We start from the raw sequence: 16,992 nt of genomic DNA on the forward strand, positions 1-16,992 counted from the left end.
ATCAAGGCCCACAACACTATAACAACAGCGATGACGCAAACCAAGCAAGGCGGCTTGCCGCCAGGGTTCCAGCTGGACGAGTACACCATTGTGCGCGAACTGAGCACCGGCGGTTTTAGCCGGGTGTATCTGGCGCTGGATCGCCACGATAACAAGTTCGCCATCAAGGAATATCTGCCGCAGGCATTGGCCAGCCACTCTGCCGAATATCGGGTCGTGGTCGATAACGAATTGGATCGCGATACCTTCCGCATCGGTCTGAAATGCTTTTTCGAGGAGGCGCGGGTGCTGGTGGGTATTAATCACCCCAATGTGGTGCGGGTGAGCAATATCTTTCCGGCCAACCAGACCGTCTATATGGTGATGAGCTATAAGTCCGGGCGCTCGCTGGCGCGCGAGATCGAACTCTTGGGCGGCAGCTTGCCCGAGCCCAGGCTGCGCCAGTTGTTTGCCGAACTGATTTCCGGCGTGCGCGAGGTGCATCGCCACCACTTGCTGCATCTGGACATCAAGCCGGCCAATATCTATCTGCGCCGTAGCGGCTCGCCTATCCTGCTCGATTTTGGCTCTGCCAGGCAGAATGCCTTGCAGCAGGATAAGCGCTTTGTATCCATGTATACCCCGGGCTTTGCGGCTCCCGAGCAGCATCAGGCCAAGGGCAAGTTGGGTCCATGGTCCGATATTTACAGTCTGGGGGCTTGTCTTTATGCCTGTCTGGGTATTGGTGCGCCCATGGCCGCAACCGTCCGCACTAGCGATGCGCTGCCGGCGCTGGCTAAGGCGCGCACGCGCTATTCCGCCGAGCTGTGTACTTTGGTGGCACAGTGTATGGCGCTGAATGTCGATGATCGGCCTGGCAGCCTGATGCAGCTGCAAAAAAGCCTGAACAGCCCGTATACCGAGCCACCGCCACCGGCCAGGGGCTTGTGGCAAAAAATGAGTGCCTGGCTGCACCCGGAGGTGGATGCATGAAGTTTCTCTGGAGTGGTGGCAGCAGTCTGGGGGGACGCCGGTATAACGAAGACCGGGTGCTGATGCTGCATTCGCGCGAGGCGGTATTGCTGGCGGTCGCCGACGGCATGGGGGGCCATCTGCATGGCGAACTGGCATCGCAAATGGTGATCGATACGCTGTCCCATCTGTTTGCGCTGGCTGCGCGTCCGCGTCTGGCCGACCCCGCCCGTTTTTTGCAGGATGCCTTGCATGAGGTGCAGCATGCGCTGGTGCGTCTGGCCTTGTCGCGGCGCTTTCCCGAAGTGCCGTCCACCACGGTGGTGGCGGCGCTGGTTCAGGACGAGAAGCTGTATTGCGCCTGGGCCGGAGACTCGCGCCTGTATCTGCTGGAGCACGGGGCGGTGAGCTGGCGCACGCAGGACCATTCGACCGTGCAGCGCTTGCTGGACAGGGGGCTGATTAGCGAGGACGAGGCGCTGGTCCACCCCGAGCGCAACCGCATTTATAGCTGTCTGGGCGGGACAGATAGCCCGCTGATCGGGCAGGCCGGCCCCTTGTCCTTGTCGGCGGGATCCACCTTGCTTCTGTGTTCGGATGGCGTATGGTCGCAGATGCGCGAGCACGAGCTGGTACGGGCACTGAGTGCGCGCGCCTTGACGCAGGTGGTGCCGGCCTTGCTGCAGGTGGCCGAGCGCCGGGGCGGTGCCAGTAGCGACAATCTCAGTGTCGCCGCCATGACCTTGCTGCCGGCGTCGCGTAGCGGTGCCGGGGTCGTCGATAGTCAGGATGCGCCGGAAATCCCCGACGCCATGATGGCGGCACTGGAGAGCGAGATGATGGCATCAGGGCGCAGCCTGCTGTAATCCGTTGTTCTTTTGCGGCCGGCCATGCTTACGGCCGTGCCGCAAGTTGCTGTACAATCTCGCGTTTTTCCCAGCGAGCTGCCTTATGCGACCCTCCGAGCGAAGTGCCGACACCCTGCGCCCCGTGCGTCTGACGCGCCACTATACCCGCCATGCCGAAGGCTCGGTGCTGGTCGAGTTCGGCGATACCAAAGTGATCTGTACAGCCAGCGTCGAAGAGAATGTGCCGTCTTTTCTCAAGGGCAAGGGGCAGGGCTGGGTGACCGCCGAATACGGCATGCTGCCGCGCTCGACCAATAGCCGTATGCGCCGCGAAGCGGCCAGCGGCAAGCAGTCCGGCCGCACCCAGGAAATCCAGCGCCTGATCGGGCGCAGCCTGCGCGCGGTGGTCGATTTGAAAAAGCTGGGCGAGCGTCAGATCGTGATCGATTGTGACGTAATCCAGGCCGATGGCGGTACCCGCACCGCCAGTATTACCGGCGCCTTTGTCGCGCTGTCCGACGCCATCGCCGGCCTGATCGCCGCCGGCAAACTCACTGAAAGCCCGATTACCGACCATATTGCTGCTGTTTCGGTCGGTGTATTCGAGGGGCAGGCGGTGCTGGATCTGGATTATCCGGAAGATTCGGCCTGCGAGACCGATATGAATGTGGTGATGACGGGGGCCGGCCATTTTGTCGAAGTGCAGGGCACGGCCGAGGGCGTGCCGTTCAGCCGCAGCGAGCTGAATGCGCTGCTTGATCTGGCGGAAAAAGGCATACGCGAGCTGATTGCCTTGCAGCAGGAGGCCTTGCAGTCGTGAGCCGCAAAGTTCTTCCCCCGCGCACCCTGTCCATTGCCCCGATGCTGGACTGGACCGACCGTCACTACCGTTATTTCGCCCGCCATATCACGCGCAATACCTGGCTTTATACCGAGATGGTGACCACCGGCGCGCTGATTCATGGCGATGTAGCGCGCCATCTGCGCTTTGACGAGGCCGAGCATCCGCTGGCCTTGCAACTGGGCGGCTCCGACCCGGCCGATCTGGCCAAATGCGCGCGTCTGGCTCAAGAGTGGGGCTACGACGAGGTCAACCTTAATGTCGGCTGCCCGTCCGAGCGCGTGCAAAAGGGCGCGTTCGGCGCCTGCCTGATGGCCGAGCCGCATCTGGTGGCCGATTGCGTCAAGGCCATGCGTGACGCTTGCGATATCGATGTGACCGTCAAGCACCGCATCGGTATCGACGATGTCGAGCACTATGACTTTTTGCGCGAGTTTGTCGATATCGTGGCCGGGGCTGGTTGCCAGACTTTTATCGTGCATGCGCGCAACGCCATCCTCAAGGGTCTCAGTCCCAAGGAAAACCGCGATATTCCGCCCCTGAAATACGATTACGCCTATCGCCTCAAGCGCGAGCGTCCCGATCTGGAGATCCTGCTTAATGGTGGCATCAAGACCCAGGCCGAAATCGACCTGCATCTTGAGCATGTGGACGGGGTGATGGTCGGGCGCGAGGCTTACCATAATCCGTGGATCATGGCCGATTGGGATGCGCGTTACTATGGTGATACCGGCCCTGCGCCCGAGCGCGAGGCGGTGGTGGCGGCGATGCTGGACTACACCCGGCGCGAACTGGCCGAAGGCAATAAGCTGCGCAATATCACGCGCCATATTCTCGGCCTGTATCAGGGCGTGCCCGGTGCGCGCCAGTGGCGGCGCATGCTGTCGGATGCCGCCCTGCTTGCCGGTGCCGACGAAAAGCTGCTGCTGCAGGCGATTCCGCCGGCCAACTATGGCCTGTTGACCGATTGAGCAAGCTGCCGCAGCGCGTCGATGCGGCCCGATTTTTTTGGCGGCAAACGTGTTGTTTGCCGTCGTGTACTTTGTGGAGGTGGACCTGAATTGAACAAGCTGACTGTGACTCTGTTGTCTGCGCTGGCGTCTGCCAGCGTGCTGGCTGGCCCGAACGACGTGCTCCATTTGTATAACTGGAGCGGTTCCCTGTCGGATGCAATCGTTAAACGCTTCGAGAAAAGCTGTGATTGCAAGGTGGTACAGGATTACTACGGTGACAATGAGGAAATGCTGGCCAAGCTGGCGGCAGGTGCCAAGGGCTACGATGTGGTGTTTCCGTCGTCCTTTGTGATCCAGCCCATGGTCAAGCAAAAATTGTTGCAACCGCTGAATAAACAGTTGCTTCCCAATTTCAGGAATGTCGACCCGGTTTACCTCAACCAGAGCTACGACCCGGGCAATCGATATGAAATCCCGACCGTATTGAGCCTGACCAGTGTCGGCTACAACCAGACCAAGCTTAAGGCGCTGGGGGTGGATCCGACGAGCTGGTCGGTGATTTTCGATCCCAAGGTGCTGGCCAAGATCAAGGGCAAGGTGACGGTGCTGGATAGCCCGCGCGAAGTATTCACCGCCGCGCTGTTTTATTTGGGCAAGAACCCGAATCAGGCGACCGAGGCAGACTATCGCGCCGCCAAGAAGGTGATTGCCCAAGCCAAGCCTTACTGGGCTGCCTTTTCCAACGCGAGCTACTTGAAAGAACTGGCGGTGGGCAATATCTGGGCGTCGCTGGGTTATTCGACCGAGTTTTACCAGGCGATAGAAGACGCCAGGCAGGCCAAGCGCCCGTTTGTGCTGGCGATGACGCCACAGCGCCAGGGTAACGAGCTGGGGGTGGACACCATGGCCATCCTGTCCAGTGCCAAGCGCCCGGATCTGGCACACCAGTTCATCAACTTCATGCTGGACGGCAAGAATGCGGCCGAGCTGACCAATCTCAATGGCGCGACCAATCCGGTCAAAACCGCGCTGCCATATTTCCGTAGCGACCTCAAGGCCAATGCGGTGATCAATCCAAGCCCGCAAACCGTGGCCAAGTGGACGGTGCTCAAGGAGCAAAGCCCGCGCGAGCGCCGCCTGATGAACCGCCTGTGGACCGAGGTCAAGGCGGGGAAATAAAGGGTAGGGTGGGTTAGGCCGCAGGCCGTAACCCACCTTGCTGTGATGGCGGGATACGCTGCCTTCGGCATCTAACCCACCCTACAAGTAAGGAAAAACCATGTTCGACAAACTGGTTCTTGCCAGCAATAACGCCGGCAAGCTGCGCGAGTTTTCCGCTTTGTTTGCGCCGCTGGGCATCACTCTGGTCCCGCAGCGCGAACTGGGCGTGGACGAGTGCGCCGAGCCGTATCACAGCTTTGTGGAAAATGCGCTGGAAAAAGCGCGTCACGCCAGTCGTGTGACCGGCCTGCCGGCGCTGGCCGACGACTCCGGCATCTGTGTGGCGGCGCTGGGTGGCGCTCCGGGCGTGCTGTCGGCGCGCTTTGCCGGCGAGCCCAAGTCGGATGCACGCAATAATGCGCTCTTGGTCGAGAAGCTGCAGGGCGAGAGCAACCGCCGCTGCTGGTATACCTGCGTGCTGGTGCTGGTGCGCCATGCCGATGACCCGCAACCCCTGATTGCCGACGCGGTGTGGATGGGCGAGGTGGTGGATACGGCGGCAGGCGAGGGCGGCTTCGGTTACGACCCTTATGTCTGGCTGGCCGACTATGGCTGTACCGTGGCCGAATTGCCGTCCGACGAGAAGAACCGCGTCAGCCACCGCGCGCAGGCGATGCAGGCGCTGCTGGCCAAACTCAAGGCCTTTGCATGAGCGTGATCGATATTTCGGCGCTTAGCGGTGGCCTGAAAGAGCTGCCGCCCTTGTCGCTTTACATCCATTTTCCGTGGTGTGTGCGCAAGTGTCCGTATTGCGACTTCAATTCGCACGAGGCTAAAAACGGCTTCGACGAAATGGGCTATGTCGCGGCCTTGCTGGCTGATCTGGAAAGCAGCCTGCCGCAGATCTGGGGACGGCCGGTGACGACCATCTTTATGGGCGGCGGTACACCCAGCCTGTTTTCGGCGGCGGCGATGGATGCCTTGCTGTGCGGCATACGCGCGCGGGTACGCCTGCATCCGGATGCAGAAATTACCATGGAAGCCAACCCCGGCACCTTTGAAAGCGACAAGTTCAAGGGCTATCGTGCGGCCGGCATCAACCGCCTGTCCATCGGCGTGCAAAGCTTTGATCCGGCTTTTTTGCAAGGACTGGGGCGGATACATAATGGCGACGAGGCGCGCCGGGCGGTCGACATCGCGCTGACGCATTTCGACAACGTCAACCTCGACCTGATGTATGCCCTGCCTGGGCAGACGCCGGAACAGGCGCTGTCCGACATCGATACCGCGCTTGGCTACGGCATCACCCATCTGTCGGCCTATCACCTGACCATCGAGCCCAATACCCTGTTCGCGCGTTATACGCCGGCCAATCTGCCGGACGACGAGCGCTCGGCTGATATGCAAGAAGCGATCGAAGCGCGGCTGGCCGCCGCCGGGTTCGAGCATTACGAGACCTCGGCCTTTGCCAGAGCCGGATACCAATGCCGGCATAACCGTAATTACTGGACCTTTGGTGATTATGTCGGCATCGGTGCCGGCGCCCATGGCAAAATCAGCTCGCACGCCGGCGTATTGCGCGAGGCGCGCTACAAGCAACCGGCTGCCTATCTGAAGGCGGTCGCAGCCGGCAAGCCGGTGCAGGAAGCACACAAGGTCGGGCGGCAGGACCTGCCGTTCGAGTTCATGTTAAATGCGCTGCGCCTGACCGGCGGCTTTGAAGAAGAACTGTTTGCCGCCCGCACCGGCTTGCCGCTGGTGTTGATTGCGCGCGAACTGAAGCAGGCCGGGCAAGACGGCCTGCTGGAACGCACGGGCGGCCTGATTCGCCCAAGCCTGAAGGGGCAGCGTTTTTTGAATGATCTGCTCACCCTGTTTTTGAACGATGGAGACTGACAGCATGGCAAAAGAAATCATCCACACCGACAAGGCGCCTGCCGCAATCGGCGCTTACTCGCAGGCCGTCAAGGCCGGCAATACCGTTTACCTGTCGGGCCAGATCCCGCTCGACCCGGCTACCATGGCCGTAGTCGAAGGCGGTTTCGAAGCAGAAACCCGTCAGGTGTTCACCAATCTCAAGGCCGTGTGCGAAGCCGCCGGCGGTTCGCTGTCCGATATCGTCAAGCTCAATGCCTATCTGACCGACCTGTCCAATTTCGCCACCTTCAATAAAGTGATGGCCGAATTCATGGCCGAGCCTTATCCGGCACGCGCTGCCGTTGGTGTTGCCTCGCTGCCGCGCGGCGTGCTGGTGGAAGCCGAAGGCGTGATGGTGCTGGGCGAATAAGCCTGCATCTGTTGCAAGATTGATTAAACGCCGCCGGGCCAAATCCGGCGGCGTTTTGCATGCTGCGGCTTCTGTGTTGCAATGCGTATTTCATTTTTCCGGAGGCCTGCGATGACGGCGTTTTCCTATCAGCTTGTGAATGTCTTTGCCGAAAGTCGCTGGGGTGGCAATCCGCTGGCCGTATTTACCGATGCTTCGGGACTAAGCGACGCCGATATGCAGGCGATTGCCCGGCAGTTCAATTTGTCGGAAACCGTATTTGTCTTGCCGGGTACGGATGGCTGCGCCGCTGCCTTGCGCATTTTTACGCCGGCGCTTGAGCTGCCCTTTGCCGGCCATCCGCTGCTGGGCAGTGCCGCCGTGCTGCAAAAACTGCTGGGTTTACCCGCGCACTTTAGCCTGAGTACCCGTGCCGGCGAGATCGCCATTCGCGAGCATGAGGGCATCTACCGTTTGTGTGCCCGTCCTGCGACGAGCCGTGCGGCGGATTTGGATTCTGCTACAGCCGCGGCGATGCTGGGTCTGGATGTGTCGGCCATGGCCGCCGCGCCGGTCTGGGTCAATGCCGGCTCCGAGCAGCTGCTTTTGCGTGCCGCCAGCCGCGATGCGGTGCTGGCGGCCAAACCCGATCCGCTGCTGTTTGCCGCTGGCGCGACCCTGTTTCCCGGGCGCTCGGTGGCTTATCTGTGGCATGCCGAAGATGGCGTGGCTACGGTGCGCTTGTTTTACGGTCAGGGCGGTGCGGTGCTGGAAGACCCGGGCACCGGTTCGGCCTGCGCCAATCTGGGTGCCTGGTGTGTCGAAGCCGGTATGGCACCCTTGTCGTGGCGGGTGGTGCAGGGCGAGGCCATCGGCCGGCCCAATATCCTGTATCTGGATGTCGATGCAGCAGGGCGGGTCGAGGTGGGCGGCCGGGTGCAGATGATGGGGCAGGGCGTTTTCTGCGCTTGACGCCATCTGCATAGATTGGCATTCTGGAGTCTTCACTCAAACACACGTTTGAAGACGAGGGGGGATAATGAAAGCAATGTGGAAAAATGCCGCGCTGGTACTGCTGGCAACACTGGTTTCCGGCTCTGCACTGGCCGCCGGCGTGGTGGGCACCTGGAAAACGATAGACGACGAAACCAAGCAGCCCAAGGCGCTGGTGCAGATCTCGGAATCGGCTGGCGGCGAGCTCTCCGGCAAGATCATCAAGCTGTTCAACAAGCCGGAAGCGGTATGTGACAAGTGCGAAGGGGCCAATAAGGATAAGCCGGTGGTTGGCATGAATATCCTGTGGGGGCTGAAAAAAGACGGCAATAGCTGGACCGGTGGCAAGATTCTCGACCCGAAATCGGGCAAGGTCTACAGCGCCAAGATGAAGCTGGAAGGCGACAACAAGCTGGAAGTACGCGGCTTTATCGGCATGGCTTTGCTGGGCCGCACCCAGGTCTGGGAGCGCAATTAAGCGCGGCTTTGTCTGTGGGGGATGCGCAACGGCGGAAAGCGACAGCTTTCCGCTTTTTGTTTTTGGGTACAATCGTCGACTATGCCTAGCCCTATCGATATCGCCAGCCAAGTGCCGCTGGCCGCACCTGCCACTCTCAAGAAACTCGAAAAGCTGGGTATCCGCCGCCGCTTCGACTTTATCCTGCATCTGCCACTGCGCTATGAAGATGAAACCCATGTCTACCCGATCGCCAGTGCGCCTTATGGCAAGGCGGTGCTGGTGGAGGGCGAGGTGATTTCTTCCGAAGTGCAGTTCAAGCCGCGCCGCCAACTGGTGGTGCAGATAGAAGACAGCAGCGGCACGCTGATATTGCGCTTTATCCACTTTTATCCCAGCCAGCAAAAGGCGCTGGCCAAGGGCAAGCGGGTGCGGGCGCTGGCCGAAGTCAGGCGCGGTTTTTTCGGCGACGAGATGGTGCACCCCAAGCTGCGCGAAGTGGCCGCGGACGAGGCCCTGGCCGACAGTCTGACCCCCATCTATCCGACCTTGAGCGGGCTGACCCAGCCGGTGCTGCGGCGCATGATACAGGGCGAACTCAAGGCGCAACAGCTGGACGAGACCTTGCCGGCGGCGCTGATCGCAAGGCTGGGTCTGGTGCCGTTTGCCGATGCGGTACGCTTGCTGCATGCGCCGCCGCCCGAACTCTCGGCCGAGGCCTTGAGCAATCCCTTATTGCCGGCCTGGCAAAGGCTGAAATTCGATGAATTGCTGGCGCAACAGCTGTCGATGCGTCTGGCCTACCGCGCGCGGCGCTCGGGCAAGGCGCCGGTCATCGTGGGAGACCAGTCGCTGCGCCAGCAACTGATTAGCCGGCTGCCGTTTGCCTTGACCGGTGCCCAGCAAAAAGTACTGGCCGAGATTACGGCGGATCTTGCGCTGGCGCATCCGATGAACCGCCTGTTGCAGGGCGATGTCGGCAGCGGCAAGACGGTGGTGGCAGCGATGGCAGCCCTGAGTGCGATCGAAGCCGGTTTTCAGGTGGCCTTGATGGCACCGACCGAAATTTTGGCCGAGCAGCATTACGCCAAGCTGTCGGCCTGGCTGGAACCTCTGGGAGTGAAGGTCGCCTGGCTGTCCGGCAGCTTGCGCAAAAAAGCGCGTAGCGAAATGAATGCGCTGATTGCCTCGGGCGAGGCGCGTCTGGCGGTGGGCACGCATGCCCTGTTTCAGGACGAGGTGAGCTTCGAGAAGCTGGGGCTGGTGATTGTCGACGAGCAACACCGCTTTGGCGTGGGGCAGCGCCTGGCCTTGCAGGGCAAAGGCGCCGAGCCGCACCAGCTGATGATGACGGCGACGCCGATTCCGCGCACGCTGGCGATGAGCTTTTATGCCGATCTGGATGTCTCGGTGATAGACGAACTGCCGCCGGGGCGCACGCCGATCGTCACCAAGCTGATCAGTGCTGCCCGCCGCGACGAGGTAGTGGCCTATGTCAACAAGACCTGTAGCGAGGGGCAGCAGGTGTACTGGGTATGCCCGCTGATCGAGGAGAGCGAGACGCTGGAGCTGCAAACCGCAGTCGATACCCATCTCGGCCTGAGCGAGGATTTGCCGCATTGGCAGGTAGGCCTGGTGCATGGCCGCATGAAAGCGGCGGAAAAGGCTGAGGCGATGGCGGCGTTTTCCCGCAACGAGACGCAGGTGCTGGTGGCTACGACGGTGATCGAGGTCGGGGTCGATGTGCCCAATGCCAGCCTGATGGTGATCGAACACGCCGAGCGCATGGGGCTGGCGCAGTTGCACCAGTTGCGTGGCCGGGTTGGGCGGGGGGCCGCCAAAAGCACGTGCGTGCTGCTGTTCGAATCGAAGTTGTCGGATCTGGCCAAGGCGCGTTTGCGGGTTATTTTCGAACATACCGACGGCTTCGAGATTGCGCGTCAGGATTTGCTGATCCGTGGCCCGGGCGAATTTCTGGGTGCGCGCCAGAGCGGTCTGCCCATGCTGCGCTTTGCCAATCTGGAGGAGGATGTGGCCTTGCTGGAGTCGGCGCGCGAGATGGCTCCGGTCTTGCTGGAAAAATCGCCCGCGTCTGCGTCAGCCCATTTGGCGCGCTGGCTGGCCGGGCGCGAGCATTTCCTTAAGGCGTAAGCGGGGATGGATCCTGGCAGGCAAAAAAAAGGCCCCGGCTGAGGAGCCGGAGCGAATGGGATATTGCTGCAAACAACAAAGGAGAAACCATATGAAGCGGTATTTATATTAGTATTTAACCGTTTACGCGTCAACAGTATAGATAGTAATTGCTATTGATCTGTATCAAGTTTTTATCGGTTTCTGCCTCTGCTGCCGCTTTTTTATCAGGCAAACAAGCGTGTACCCAGGATATACAGGCCGGCCGACAGTCCCATCGACACCGGCAGGGTAAATACCCAGGCCAGCAGGATATTGCGTATGGTCGACATCTGCAGGCCGGACTTGTTGGCGACCATGGTGCCGGCAACCGCGCTGGACAGGATTTGCGTCGTTGATACCGGAAAGCCGAATACGCTGGCCAGACCGATCGAGGTCGCGGCCGTGACCTGCGCCGACACGCCTTGGGCATAGGTCATGTCTTTCTTGCCTATGCCTTCACCTACCGTCTTCACCACCCGCTTCCAGCCCACCATCGTGCCCAGACCCAGCGCCAGTGCAATGGCGACAATCACCCAGGTCGGCGCATATTCGGTGGTAGCTGTCAGGTCTTTACGCAAGCCGGTCAGGTGCTGCTTTTCGGTGCTGCTAAGGCCGGGCAGCTTGAGTGCGGTCTTGGCTGCATTGTCCAGGCACAACAGGTCGGCACGAATATTCCAGCGCTGCTCGGCATTCAAAAGGTGATAGTCATTGGTGCCAAGCGTCGCCAGCAGCGAGTCGGCCGTGCCGGCGGTGTTCAGCGGCTTGCAGTCGAACTTGCCGGTCGTGGTCTTGACCGGTTGTTTGGCCAGCAGTACCTGCATTTCTGGCGCCTTGCGCGCATAGAACTGTTGCAGATGCAGGGCCGCATCGCGGGTGCGTTCAATCTGGTAAGGCGTGCTGTCCAGGTTCAAAACGAACTTGGCGGGTACGATGCCGATCAGTACCAGCATGATCAGGCCTACGCCTTTTTGCCCATCGTTGGAGCCATGGGCAAAGCTGACGCCCATGGACGACAGGATCAGCATAAAACGGGTCCAGAACGGCGGGTGCTTGCGGCCTTCAACCTGCTGGCGCTGGAACGGGGTGCGGTGGATATTGCTTTGCGGGCGAAAGTGCGCCAGCAGCAATAGCATGACGGCTGCCACGACACCGCCGATAAGCGGGGATAACAAAAGCGAAGAGCCGACATCAATGGCCTTGCTCCAGTTGACGCCCTGGGTCAGCGGCGCATTATTCATCCAGGCATTGGCTACGCCGACGCCGAGGATGGCGCCGATCAGTGTATGGCTGCTGGAGGCGGGCAGGCCGAAGTACCAGGTGCCGAGGTTCCAGCTGATGGCCGCCACTAGCAGGGCGAATACCATGGCCATGCCGCGTGCGCTATTGACCGAAACCAGCAAATCGACCGGCAGCAGGTGCACGATGGAGTAGGCGACCGCCAGTCCGCCTGTCATCACGCCGATGAAGTTGAAAAAGCCCGAGGCGACAACGGCCAGTTGCGGCTTCATCGACTGGGTGTAGATCACCGTGGCGACCGCATTGGCGGTGTCGTGGAAACCGTTAATAAATTCGAAGGCGAGAACCAGTCCCAAAGACAGGACCAGGGTGAGAATAACGACGGGCGCGAGGCCGGTAAAAAGGTCAAACATGACGGTTATTTGTTGTCATAAAGGCGCGATTGTTGGGGGCAAAACAATGCGCGTCAAGCGTAGATGACAATTATATTGCGCAGCATCATGCGGCGTTCTTGCCGATGCTTGATTGGCGCGGTTTTGCGTTGTGACGGGCGCAAAAAAACGGGCAGCATCCTGAGTCTGGATGCTGCCCGTTTTGTCTGATTTGCGGTTTAAACCACGCGCTGCGCTTAGAAGCTGAGGTCGCGTACCAGATAGAAAATACCGGCCGACAAAACGGCAGAGGCCGGTACGGTAATGACCCAGGCTGCGGCAATGCGCATGATCAGTGAGCGCTTGACCAGTTCGGTGCGGTAAACCTGACGCAGTTCCTTGCGCTCGCGCTTGGAGAAGTGCGCCGGGTCTTGCAGCGTTTTCATGCGCAGCTTGAGGTCTTGCAACAGCTGGCCTTTTTCTGCGACGCTGGCTTGGGAGAATTTGGCAATAAAGGCATCGATCGCCGGCTGGTCGTCTTCGGGATGATGTGCCTTGATCTGCGCAATCATGATGGCATAGCGGTTTTTCAGGTGTTCACGCAAGAAGCCGATGCCGAAGACACCGCCGACCGCGATATGGGTCGAGCTGACCGGCAGGCCCAGCTGGCTGGCGAAAATCACGGTCATGGTGGCCGACATCGCGATCGAGTAGGCACGCATCTGGTCCAGTTCGGTAATCTCGTTACCTACTGTACGGATGACCTTGGGGCCGAATAGTGCAAGGCCGATCGAAATGCCCAGTGCGCCGACCATCATCACCCAGAGCGGAATGCCGGCCGAACTGCCTATGCTGTCACCGCTCGTTTGCAGGGCGTCGACAATCGCAGCCAAGGGGCCGATGGCATTGGCCACATCGTTGGAGCCATGGGCAAAGCTGAGCAAGGCGGCGGCAAAAATAAGCGGCACGGTAAAGAGCCGGTTGATGGCTTGCTTATTGTTTTCAGAGGCAGCTGCGCGACGGGCAATCAGCGGGCGTAGTACCAGATAGCTCAGAATGCCTGCCGCGACGCCGCCGCCCATGGCGTTGGCAAAGCTCATGGGCCAGATGCGTGCCAGACCCTTGAGCAGCAGATAGCTGGTAAACACCCAGGCCATCAGCGCGATCAGAATGGGTACGATACGCGCAGCCGCGCTTTTCATATCGGTCTGGTAGGTAATGGTGCGCTTGATGAAATAGAGGAAGGCCGCGGCAATGATGCCACCTAAAAGTGGCGAAATGACCCAGCTGGCCGCGATGGTCGCGACCTTGCTCCAGTTGGCGATGCCGAAACCGGCCGCCATCACGCCCGAGCCCAGCAGGGCACCGACGATGGAGTGGGTCGTCGACACCGGAGCGCCAACAACGGTGGCGATATTCAGCCACAAGGCCCCTGCCAGCAGGGCCGACATCATGATCCAGATAAAGGCGGCTTTGTCCGGAATCAGACTGGGGTCAATGATGCCGCTACGAATGGTGGAGACCACTTCACCGCCGGCAATCAGGGCGCCGGCGGCTTCGAAAATGGCGGCGATGATCAGTGCGCCGCCCATGGTCAGCGCCTTGGAGCCGACCGCCGGGCCTACGTTGTTGGCCACGTCGTTGGCACCGATATTCATCGCCATATAGGCGCCGATACCGGCAGCCACCATCATCGGCAGGCTGACGTGACCCAGGGTGGTGCTGTAGATCACGGCACCCACGATAAAGAGCAGCGCCAGACCGAGACGCATAAAGTCATTGCGGCCTTTGTCGGCTGCTTTGGTGATATCACTGAAGTCTTGTAAGTCCACGACTTGATCCTGTTTGATGCAAAAGCAAAAAAAGCCTGACGGTGTCTAGCTCAGGCTGGTATCGGGCGCTCGCATAATAACATTCATTGTAGGGACGAAAAACCCGTAGCAAGGCACTGATAAAAAAGAAAAACCCCGATCGAGACAGACCGGGGTTACTTTGTTGCTATTGGTATTTGTTGTTTGTGTTTTTAACCCTATATGGGTTAGCCGAACTTGCCGGTAATGTAGTCTTCGGTGGCTTTTTTCTTGGGCGCAGTAAAAATGCCGTCGGTTTCGCCGAACTCGACCAGATCCCCCAGATACATATAGGCGGTGTAGTCCGATACGCGGGCTGCCTGCTGCATATTGTGGGTCACGATGGCGATGGTGTAGTCCGCCTTCAATTCATGTATCAGTTCTTCGATATGGGCAGTAGAAATCGGATCCAGCGCCGATGTCGGTTCATCCAGCAGCACGACCTCGGGACGGGTGGCAACGGCGCGGGCGATGCACAGGCGCTGTTGCTGGCCGCCGGACAGCGAGTTGCCGGACTGCTTGAGCTTGTCCTTGACCTCGTTCCATAGCGCGGCCTTCTTCAGTGCCCATTCCACCCGCTCGTCCATATCGACGCGCGACAGGTTTTCATACAGCTTTACACCGAATGTGATGTTGTCGTAGATCGACATCGGGAACGGCGTCGGCTTCTGGAATACCATGCCTATCTTGGCGCGCAGCAGGTTGATGTCTACATCGCGGGCCAGGATATTTTCGCCGTCCAGCAGAATTTCACCTTCGGCGCGCATGCCCGGATACAGTTCGAACATGCGGTTGAACACGCGCAGCAGCGTGGATTTGCCGCAGCCGGACGGGCCGATAAAGGCCGTCACCTGATTGGCCGGGATCTCCAGATTGATGCCCTTGAGTGCCTGATAGTTGCCGTAGTAGAAGTTCAGGTCTTTGACTTGCAGTTTGCTTGCGTTTTCAGTCATGGTGCTGCCTTAGTGCGATTGTGTTTTTTGGCGACCCATCCAGCGGGCCACGATATTCAGGGTCAGTACGCTTAGCGTGATCAGCAAGGCGCCGGCCCAGGCCAGGCGATGCCAGTCTTCATACGGGCTCATGGCGAACTGGAAGATCACGATGGGCAGGTTGGCCATAGGCTGGTTCATGTCGCTCCAGAACTGGTTGTTCAGTGCGGTAAACAGCAGTGGCGCAGTCTCGCCCGAGATGCGGGCTACAGCCAGCAAAATGCCGGTGATCACGCCTGCCTTGGCCGAGCGCAAGGTGACATACATGGTCACTTTCCATTGTGGTGCGCCCAGCGCAATGGCCGCTTCGCGCAGGCTGTTCGGAACCAGACGCAGCATGTTTTCGGTAGTACGTACCACGACCGGTATCACCAGCAATGACAGCGCCAGCGAGCCGGCCCAGCCGGAGAAGTGCCCGACCGAGATCACATAGACCTCATAGATAAACAGGCCGATCACAATGGAGGGCGCCGATAGCAGGATGTCGTTGATAAAGCGCGTCGCCGGTGCCAGCCAGCCCCGGTTGCCGTATTCGGCCAGATAAACGCCGGCCAGAATGCCGATAGGCGTGCCGATCAGGGTGCCGAAAAAGGTCATCTGCAAGGAGCCGACGATGGCATTGGCCAGACCGCCTTGCGAGCCCGGCGGCGGCGTGATCTGGGTGAATACCTCGGTCGACATGCCTTCGATGCCAAAGCGCAGCAGCGTCCACAATATCCAGAACAGCCAGAACAGGCCGAACACCATGGCCAGCGTGGATGCCCCCATATTGAAGATATTGATCAGCCGCCGCTTGCGGTAGACCATATTGTTGCGGGAGAAGCTTTTATCTTTCACTGCATTAGCCTTGCCGGTGCGGGTCAATGATTGTTCCATGCGGGGGGCGCTCATCAGGAGTGGCGGCCTTCCTGCTTCTTGAGCTGTAGCAATAGCAGCTTGGAGCAGGCGAGCACGACAAAAGTAATGAAGAACAGAATGAGGCCTAGCGAGATCAGCGCCGACAAGTGCAGTTCGCTGGTCGCTTCGGCAAATTCGTTGGCCAGTGAAGACGCAATCGAGTTGCCGGCATCAAACAGGCCGGAAGCAAAGATGGTGGAGTTGCCGATCACAAAAGTCACCGCCATGGTTTCGCCCAGTGCGCGTCCCAGTCCCAGCATAATGCCGCCGATTACACCGGTTTTGGTGTAGGGCAGCACGACATTGCGTACCACTTCCCAGGTGGTAGCGCCCAGACCATAGGCCGACTCCTTGAGCATGGGGGGCACGACTTCGAATACGTCGCGCATCACCGATGCAATAAATGGAATTACCATAATGGCCAGAATCAGGCCGGCGGTGAAGATGCCGATGCCCATCGGTGCGCCCTGAAACAGGAAGCCGATCAGCGGCAACTCGCCCATATTGTCGATGATCCACGGCTGGATATGGTCGCCAAACCAGGGGGCGAAAACAAACAGGCCCCACATGCCGTAGATAATGGATGGAATGCCGGCCAGAAGCTCGACGGCGATGCCCAGCGGGCGCTTGAGCCACGGCGGGGACAGTTCGGTCAGAAATAGTGCAATGCCGAAGCTGACCGGCACGCCGATCAGCAGGGCAATAAAGGAAGTCATCAGGGTGCCGTAGATAGGCACGAGCGCGCCAAAGTTTTCGGCAACGGGATCCCACTCGGTACTGGTCAAAAACCCCCAGCCGAAGTGTTTGAGCGCCGGCAGCGAGCCGACCAGCAGTGAAAACAGAATGCCCAGCAGCATCGCCAGCACAAAGAAGGCGAAAAAGCGCGTGCTGATGCGGAACAGGGCATCTATCTGCATCTGGCGTTTCAGGTGCGAGGTGTTCTTATATTTTTCCATACTCAATCTACTCGGGCTTAGTCAGGCAAAAAGCCGGGGAGAGACTCC

General features: G+C 59.7%; 16 protein-coding genes. 11 read left to right on the forward strand and 5 right to left on the reverse strand.

Annotated elements, in window-relative coordinates:
* The first annotated feature begins 30 nt into the window (after positions 1-30).
* From GQF02_RS00265 to recG, 11 genes are all read left to right on the forward strand, one after another.
* Complete coding sequence (locus GQF02_RS00265) at positions 31-972, forward strand: serine/threonine protein kinase (RefSeq protein ID WP_124734689.1); 942 nt, start codon at positions 31-33, stop codon at positions 970-972.
* Positions 969-1,817, forward strand: a complete 849-nt coding sequence (locus tag GQF02_RS00270; RefSeq protein ID WP_160794094.1) for a PP2C family protein-serine/threonine phosphatase — start codon at positions 969-971, stop codon at positions 1,815-1,817. Before GQF02_RS00265 ends, GQF02_RS00270 begins: the two co-directional genes overlap by 4 nt.
* A gap of 85 nt (positions 1,818-1,902) precedes the next feature.
* Positions 1,903-2,619 carry a ribonuclease PH gene (gene rph, locus GQF02_RS00275; RefSeq protein ID WP_160794096.1) on the forward strand — a complete coding sequence of 239 codons (717 nt, stop codon included), beginning with the start codon at positions 1,903-1,905 and terminating at the stop codon, positions 2,617-2,619.
* Complete coding sequence (gene dusA / locus GQF02_RS00280) at positions 2,616-3,611, forward strand: tRNA dihydrouridine(20/20a) synthase DusA (RefSeq protein ID WP_328698580.1); 996 nt, start codon at positions 2,616-2,618, stop codon at positions 3,609-3,611. Before rph ends, dusA begins: the two co-directional genes overlap by 4 nt.
* 90 nt (positions 3,612-3,701) lie before the next feature.
* The gene (locus tag GQF02_RS00285) at positions 3,702-4,772 is read left to right on the forward strand and encodes an ABC transporter substrate-binding protein (protein WP_235930006.1); all 1,071 of its coding nucleotides are present in this window, start codon (positions 3,702-3,704) and stop codon (positions 4,770-4,772) included.
* A 100-nt stretch (positions 4,773-4,872) separates the two neighbouring features.
* A complete protein-coding gene (rdgB, locus tag GQF02_RS00290; RefSeq protein ID WP_160794100.1) occupies positions 4,873-5,466 on the forward strand; it encodes an RdgB/HAM1 family non-canonical purine NTP pyrophosphatase in 594 nt (197 codons plus the stop codon).
* Positions 5,463-6,650, forward strand: a complete 1,188-nt coding sequence (hemW, locus tag GQF02_RS00295; protein WP_160794102.1) for a radical SAM family heme chaperone HemW — start codon at positions 5,463-5,465, stop codon at positions 6,648-6,650. The genes rdgB and hemW overlap by 4 nt, the downstream gene beginning before the upstream one ends.
* A 4-nt stretch (positions 6,651-6,654) precedes the next feature.
* A complete protein-coding gene (locus GQF02_RS00300) occupies positions 6,655-7,041 on the forward strand; it encodes a RidA family protein (RefSeq protein ID WP_124734695.1) in 387 nt (128 codons plus the stop codon).
* A 111-nt stretch (positions 7,042-7,152) separates the two neighbouring features.
* Positions 7,153-7,992 carry a PhzF family phenazine biosynthesis protein gene (locus tag GQF02_RS00305; RefSeq protein ID WP_160794104.1) on the forward strand — a complete coding sequence of 280 codons (840 nt, stop codon included), beginning with the start codon at positions 7,153-7,155 and terminating at the stop codon, positions 7,990-7,992.
* A gap of 67 nt (positions 7,993-8,059) precedes the next feature.
* Complete coding sequence (locus GQF02_RS00310) at positions 8,060-8,491, forward strand: DUF2147 domain-containing protein (protein WP_160794106.1); 432 nt, start codon at positions 8,060-8,062, stop codon at positions 8,489-8,491.
* A gap of 81 nt (positions 8,492-8,572) precedes the next feature.
* A complete protein-coding gene (gene recG, locus GQF02_RS00315; protein WP_160794108.1) occupies positions 8,573-10,621 on the forward strand; it encodes an ATP-dependent DNA helicase RecG in 2,049 nt (682 codons plus the stop codon).
* A 206-nt stretch (positions 10,622-10,827) separates the two neighbouring features.
* On the opposite strand, the gene GQF02_RS00320 is transcribed toward recG, so the two are convergent.
* The 5 genes from GQF02_RS00320 to pstC all read right to left on the reverse strand — a co-directional run bounded on the left by GQF02_RS00320 (position 10,828) and on the right by pstC (position 16,944).
* Complete coding sequence (locus GQF02_RS00320) at positions 10,828-12,291, reverse strand: inorganic phosphate transporter (RefSeq protein ID WP_124734699.1); 1,464 nt, start codon at positions 12,289-12,291, stop codon at positions 10,828-10,830.
* A gap of 215 nt (positions 12,292-12,506) precedes the next feature.
* Entirely contained in the window at positions 12,507-14,081 is a 1,575-nt protein-coding gene (locus GQF02_RS00325) for an inorganic phosphate transporter (protein WP_160794110.1), read from the reverse strand.
* A gap of 206 nt (positions 14,082-14,287) precedes the next feature.
* Positions 14,288-15,052: a phosphate ABC transporter ATP-binding protein PstB gene (gene pstB, locus GQF02_RS00330; protein WP_160794112.1), complete on the reverse strand. Its 765-nt coding sequence runs from the start codon at positions 15,050-15,052 to the stop codon at positions 14,288-14,290.
* 9 nt (positions 15,053-15,061) lie between these two features.
* Positions 15,062-15,898 carry a phosphate ABC transporter permease PstA gene (gene pstA, locus GQF02_RS00335; RefSeq protein ID WP_160794595.1) on the reverse strand — a complete coding sequence of 279 codons (837 nt, stop codon included), beginning with the start codon at positions 15,896-15,898 and terminating at the stop codon, positions 15,062-15,064.
* Between the two features lie 83 nt (positions 15,899-15,981).
* Complete coding sequence (pstC, locus tag GQF02_RS00340; protein ID WP_160794114.1) at positions 15,982-16,944, reverse strand: phosphate ABC transporter permease subunit PstC; 963 nt, start codon at positions 16,942-16,944, stop codon at positions 15,982-15,984.
* Positions 16,945-16,992: the final 48 nt, after the last annotated feature.

The sequence above is a fragment of the Craterilacuibacter sinensis genome (genome assembly GCF_009831765.1).
GTDB classification, from domain to species: Bacteria; Pseudomonadota; Gammaproteobacteria; order Burkholderiales; family Chromobacteriaceae; genus Craterilacuibacter; species Craterilacuibacter sinensis.